Annotated in this window: 3 protein-coding genes; 1 reads left to right on the forward strand and 2 read right to left on the reverse strand. The window is 64.3% G+C overall.

Features of this window, described 5'->3' with window-relative positions:
• Positions 1-687, forward strand: a 687-nt coding sequence (locus tag V7N12_RS13250) for a sugar phosphate nucleotidyltransferase (RefSeq protein ID WP_333715099.1), incomplete at its 5' end; no start/stop codon positions are given.
• Positions 688-741: 54 nt separating this feature from the next.
• On the opposite strand, the gene V7N12_RS13255 is transcribed toward V7N12_RS13250, so the two are convergent.
• Positions 742-1,359 carry a response regulator transcription factor gene (locus V7N12_RS13255; protein ID WP_443089969.1) on the reverse strand — a complete coding sequence of 206 codons (618 nt, stop codon included), beginning with the start codon at positions 1,357-1,359 and terminating at the stop codon, positions 742-744.
• The coding region (locus V7N12_RS13260; protein WP_333715100.1) for a PAS domain S-box protein at positions 1,360-4,713 on the reverse strand (3,354 nt) is incomplete at its 5' end. It abuts the gene before it with no gap.

Raw genomic sequence — 4,713 nt, forward strand, 5'->3', positions numbered from 1 at the left:
TGGCTTGAACTGACCGAGGTGCCGCAGAGCATCGCCCTGAGCCCCTTGGCCCTGCGGCGGTTCGTCGAGAAGCCGGCCCTGCAGCAGGCCGAGGCGATGCTGGCCGCCGGGCGCTATCTGTGGAACGCGGGCATCTTCCTTGCCACGGCGCGGACGATGATCGATGCCTTTGCAGCGCATGCGCCCGGCCTGTTCGCGCCGGTGCGCGCGGCGTTGAGCGATGCCCGGACAGGTCCGGGCGCCCAACACCTCGCCGCCGGGCCCTGGGCGTTGGCCGAAGATATCTCGGTCGATTACGCGGTCATGGAACGAGCGGCCAACCTCTGTGTTGTCCCCTTCGCCGCCGGATGGTCCGACCTTGGTGACTGGGATGCGATCTGGCGCGAGGGACAGCGGGATGAGGCGGGCCTCGTGACCTACGGTTCGGTCACGGCCATGGGCTGCACCGACAGCCTGCTTCGGTCCGAGGTCGAGGGCGTCGAGCTTGTCGCAATCGGGCTGACCGATATGGTCGTTGTCGCCATGGGTGATGTGATCCTCGTTGCCGACCGATCGCGCGTGCAGGAGGTGAAGGACGCCGTCGCCCGGCTCAAGGCCCGGGGCGTACATCACGCCGAGGCTTTTGCGCCCGTGATTGATCCAGAGCAAGCGAACGCCGTTGCCCGTTTTGTCATCGCCGCAGAATGACATATCGCGAACTTTGTCAGCCCGGGTTTCCGCTAACCGGAATGGATTGACGATTTAGAACAGCCCCGCCTCCTTGGCGATCAACGCGGCCTGTGTGCGGTTGTGGGCGCCGATCTTGCGATACAGGGTCTTCATATGCAGCTTGACCGTCGGCTCCTGGATGCCGAGGTCGCGGGCGATCTCCTTGTTGGCCTTGCCCTCGCAAAGGCCAGCCAGCACATCAAGCTCGCGCGCGGTCAGCTTGCCGACCAGCGGATGAACGACCTCGGTCTCGGGAGCGGCGGTCATGAAATCGATGGGCGCATACTGCTCGCCCATGACCATGAACCGGACCGCATTGACCAGCGACTTTGCGGGCAGTGTCTTGGGCAGGAACCCTGCAGCGCCCATTTCCAGCGCGGCTTCGGCCACTTCACGCGGCGCGGTGCCCGACATCAGCGCCACCCGCGCGCCCTTGCCATCGGCCAGCGCGCGCCTGAGCCCTTCAAGCCCGTCCATTCCCGGCATCCCGTAATCCAGCAAGATCAGGTCAAAGGGGTCTGACGCGGCCACCGCCTGCATCGCGGTGGACAGATCGCGGGCCGACGTGACATCGATCTTCTCCTGCCGAAACCACAAGTCGAGCGTATCGCGCAACAGGTCATGGTCGTCGGCAATCAAGACATGCATCACTCAGATTTCCCGTGAGTTCGATTTCACTATTGCAGATTCTGCCGACTGGACAAGCGCGTTGCGGTCGACAGGTTTTCCAAGAACGGCGGCGAACCGGGTCCCCGCCCTGCCGGCCACTCCTGCGAGTGCAGTGACAAGGATCACCGGCAATCCGGGCGCGGCATTGTCGATTTCAACAGCGAGCGCATCGCCATTCATCCCTGGCATGTCGAAATCCGTGACAACCAGGTCCCAGGCGTCCGGGTCGGCCTTGACCGCAGCGACGATGTCCCCCGGCTCGTTCGAGGGGGCAACCTCGGCCCCGGCGGCCTCCAGAAAAGCTGTCAGCACATCCAGAACGTCCTGCTGATCGTCAACAACCAGGATCCGGCGCCCGTCAAGCCGCCCGCTCAGCCTCTCATTCGTCGTGGCAGGTGCTTTCTGCTCTGGCGGGCGCAGGGGCCACAGGACCGTGAACCGGGTGCCTTGCCCGGGCTCGGACCGCAACCCGACCGCGCCACCATTGGACTTGACCACCGAGGCCACGATCGACAGTCCAAGGCCCGTCCCCTTGTCGCCCTTGGTCGAAACATAGGGCTGGAAGATGCGTTGGATCAGGTCAGGCGTCATCCCGGGGCCGGTGTCTGTAATGCTGAGCGCCAGGTACCGACCGCCCGGATCGGTCGTGCCCACCGCAAACGGGCCATTCAGATCATCCCCATCTGCATCCGCCAACGCAACCGCTATTGTTCCGGCGCGCCCCTCAAGGGCATCGCGCGCATTGACGCAAAGGTTGAGGACCACTTGCAGGATATCCGAAGGGTCGGCCATGACCTCGATCGGGTGCTCGGGTAGGGAAAGGGTCAGTTGCGACGGCGCCTTGATACTCGCGCGGAGTAGCGTGACCGCTTCGGTGACCGGGATGCGCATGTCAAGGGAGCGTCGCTCGGGTTGCCTTGCACCGAAGGCCAACAGCCTTTTGACCAACTCTGCCGCCTGATCCGAGGCCGATACGATCCGCCCGGCCCCGAAGGCTGCGCCGCTGCCCGGATCGGCATTGGCGGCGATCAGCGATGCGCTGCCCGAGATTGCAGCCAGCAGGTTGTTGAAATCATGCGCCAGCCCGGCCGCCATCTGCCCGACGATCTCGCGCCGTTGCGCGAGGTGCAACTCATCGCGGATGCGTTCGCGCTCGGCAGCCTCGAGGCGACGGTCACGCATGTTGCGGGCGATACACAGGATGCCGCCGTCTTCCTTGAGTGTCAGCGAGACATCCTGATCGACGGCGTCCCCGTCCATGGACAGTCCAAGGACTTCTCCGGACCACCGGCCATTCCGGGCAAGCTCTGGCATTGCGTTGGCCTGCATCCACACAGCCTCGGCAGGTGCGTAGAGAACTGTCCAGGGTTGGCCGATCACCTCGCTGTCGTCGCCATACCCGAAAAGTGCCAGATGTGCCTTGTTCATGTACAGGAAACGGCCCTCGGCGTCGGTGATCGCGATGCCGTCCTGGCTTGCCTCCATTGCGGCTGATCGGTCGGCAAGGGCGCGCTGTTCGGCCAGTTTCAGGGCCGTGATATCGACGCGCAGACCCACGCGTCCGCCATCGGGCGTTTCCTTTTCAAAGATCCGAAGCCAGCGCCCGCCCGCCAGTTGCTGCTCGAACTCGGAGCTGGCCGCGCGATGGCGCGAAAGGCGCTCGGCAAGCCAGGTGTCCTCACGTCCGATCGCTTCGGCATACTCACCGTTTGCCAGCCCAAACCGAAGGATGCTTTCAAAACTCGTTCCCGGAACGATGGCCGAAGCAGAGCGGCCATAAATCTCGCGGTATCTCCGGTTGCAGATGACCAGCCGGTCCTGTGCGTCGAACAGGACGAACCCGTCCTGCAACGCTTCGACAGCGGCCTCGAGCGTGATGCGCGCCTCGGCTGCCGCCTTGGCCGCGCGTTCCAGTTCGGCGGCCTGCTGGCGGCGCTCCGTCACGTCAGTCTCGACCGCCATGAACCCCTGCAGGGCGCCGGACGTGTCGCGCAGGGGCTGGATGTCGAGCGCAACCCAGTATTCACGCCCGTCGCGCGCCCGATTCAGGATTTCCGCCTGCACCGCCTCACCCGCGTCAAGGGCCGCGCGAACGCGGGTGACGGTAGCGGGGTCGGTCGCCTCGCAGTGCAGGAAGTGGCCGGCGTTTCGCCCGCGGACCTCGTCGAGTGTCCAGCCGGTGGTGCGAACAAAGGCTTCGTTCACCCATTCGATCCGACGGGCGGCATCGGTTACGACGACAAGGTTCGTGGTGCGCCGCGCAATCTTGGACAAGCGCTCGATCTCGGCGGTCTGCTCCCGCGCCTCGGTCATGTCGCGCATGACGAAGAGATATCCTTGATCGCCGATCCGGGATGCTGAAAGCTGCCAGAAGCGTTCGTCCTCTCCGATCAAGGCATGGCGAAATTCACGGTTGACTGTCTTGGTGCCTGAATCGAGCTCTGCCAGAACGACACGCGCCTCGGCAGCCAGTGCCGCAGGCAAAGCCTCTTCGAGGTTGTGCCCGGAAAACGAGGTTGCGACTGCAACAGGGAGGACGATTGTCCCGGAATGCCAGGTCACGAAGCAGCCGGCGCGGTCAAGTTCGACTACGAGATCGGGCATGGCCGCCAGGACCGCCTCGAGTCGCGTACGCTGCGACAGGGTTTCGGCATGTGCCCAGAGCAGTCTGGTTTCCGCGTCACGACGTGCGAGAACCGACGCGACGACCTTGGCGACCGAGCTGATCAGATAGACCTCGCCCGGCAGGAACCGGCGTCTGGCCCGAACGGCATCAAAGCCGACAAACCCCGCAAACTGCCCATCGCTCAGGATCGGAACGGCGAGAAGCGACTGGATGCCCTGGGCGAGCAGGACTTCCTTCTCGGGTGATGTATTGGGAAGGGCTGCGACATCGGGGATAGAGATATCCTCGCCTGCATCGAAAGCCTCGCGCCAATGGTCGATCATGTCGGCCGGGATGCCCTGCAACATCTCGCGCATCGCCAGGATTCCCGGCGCGCACCATTCATGCGTGTTGTCGATGAACGCGCCATCTGATCGCAGGCGAAAGACGTAGACCCGGTCCACGCCCGTAATCTCGCCCATTCGCGCCAGGGCACGCTCGATGTGTGCGTCAGCTTCATTTAGCGGAGCACCGAGCAGGGCATCGAGGATACCGACGACCTGCCCCTGCATGTCGGTCATCCGACCAAAAGCCCTGTGGATGGCTTCGAGTGGGGCGTCGAGCACTGCGCCGGTATCGGAAACCGGCTTGCCCTCGATCAACGATACCAGCAGCGCATTGCGCCGAGCCTCGCGCAGGGACTGGAACGCCTGCGCGGCCAGCGTCGCAAC

The organism is Yoonia sp., assembly GCF_036770585.1.
Classification (GTDB): Bacteria; Pseudomonadota; Alphaproteobacteria; order Rhodobacterales; family Rhodobacteraceae; genus Yoonia.